We start from the raw sequence: 1,642 nt of genomic DNA on the forward strand, positions 1-1,642 counted from the left end.
TGAACCAACAGAGAGTGGGGAATACACATTCTCAACGTCTGATAATCAACATGTTCAATTGCAGATAGACGGAAAAGACCTTATCAAACAAGAAGGTATGAAACAATCTGTGAAATTAGAAAAAGGGAAAACTTACGTTCTAAAAATGAAGTATACAAATCCACAACCAGATCAAGGAGATACGCTGTTAGATTTACAGCTATCTTGGTCGAAAGATGGTGGTACAAAAGTAGTGATTCCGCAGGAGAGTTTATTACAATCAAAAAGCGCAGAGAAAACAAAGCAACAAAATGGGCCGAAACGTGTAAAGAAAAGCGCAGATGCAGATAAAGAAGATCTGACAGATACAGGTCATACGGGTATTCCGGATGAGTGGGCACGAAAGGGCTATACATCAAAAGGACATCAGATTGTACCGTGGCCAACAGATGAAGAACAGGCTAAACGATGGGAAGACATGGGCTTCAAAAAATATGTATCGAATCCGTATGAGGTAAGTACGACTGGAGATCCTTATTCAGATGTAGATAAAGTGACGGGTAATATTGAACGTGGTATTGCCGAGGAAGCAAGGGATCCCATGGTAGCTGCTGTTCCGATTGTGGGAGTAGCTATGGAGAAGATGATTATGACGAAAAATATGCACCACTCTGAAGAAAAAGGTGAATCCCATTCGAAAGCGACTTCAACGAGTAAAACGGAATCTACGACAAAAGGGGTAGATACTTCGTATCATGGAGAGAGTGGTTTGAGTCTTACAGGTCCGTCAGTTAGTGTAGGATGGAGTGTGACTGGACATTTCTCCTGGACAAATTCGACGACAAATAGTGCAGAACACAGTGATGGAGAATCCTTTAGCAAAGGTTTGAGTTTTAATGAAGGGGATTCGGCATATTTGAATGGGAATGTGCGTTATTATAATACAGGAACTGCTCCGATATATGATGCACAGCCCACAATGAATTTTGTTTTAGGAAGGGATGCATTAGCTACAATTAAAGCAAAAGAAAACCAAATAGCTGATCACATTGCGCCTGGAGACACGTATCCGGAAAAAGGACAAGCACCGATTTCTGTGAGTTCAAATGATGATTTTAGTTCAGGTCGTCTGACAATTAGTTATGGGCAAATGCAGCGAATTGATGCTGGTGAAGGGTTACAAATCGATACAACCCAAGTAGATGGGAAATTTGTGAAAAAAGACAAAGAAGATTTGAAAGCTGGGGATGAAAAATGGAGTCGATATATTCCTCAAATAGAGAAAGTAACGAGTACAGTTATTTTAGATACAGGTAATGAAGTGTTGGAAAGAAAAGTAGCGGCAAGAGATTTTAATAATCTAGAGGATGGAACACCTAAATTAACAATTGGAGAAGTAGTAGAAAAGGCATTTGGTGCAAAGAAGAAGGATGGCCATTTATACTATAAGGATACGCAGTTAGATGAAAAAGCAATGACGCTTGTTTTCGATGAAGCAACGTCAAAAGAAATTGAAAAACAATTAAAGTTGATGCATGATAAAGGACAAAAAGATACAACGGTATATGATGTGAAATGGAAGCGTGGAATGAAGCTACTCTTGAAAAAACCTGTTTTTTATGAAGACTTTAGTACAAATGATCACCATTGGGAAAGCTTGAGA

1 protein-coding gene is annotated in these 1,642 nt (G+C 39.2%); it reads left to right on the forward strand.

The window, feature by feature from the left end; genetic code table 11:
- On the forward strand, positions 1-1,642 hold a 1,642-nt coding region (locus tag ATL10_RS30670), incomplete at both ends, for a binary toxin-like calcium binding domain-containing protein (protein WP_258375857.1).

It is taken from the genome of Bacillus sp. 196mf (genome assembly GCF_003217275.1).
GTDB lineage: Bacteria > Bacillota > Bacilli > Bacillales > Bacillaceae_G > Bacillus_A > Bacillus_A thuringiensis_S.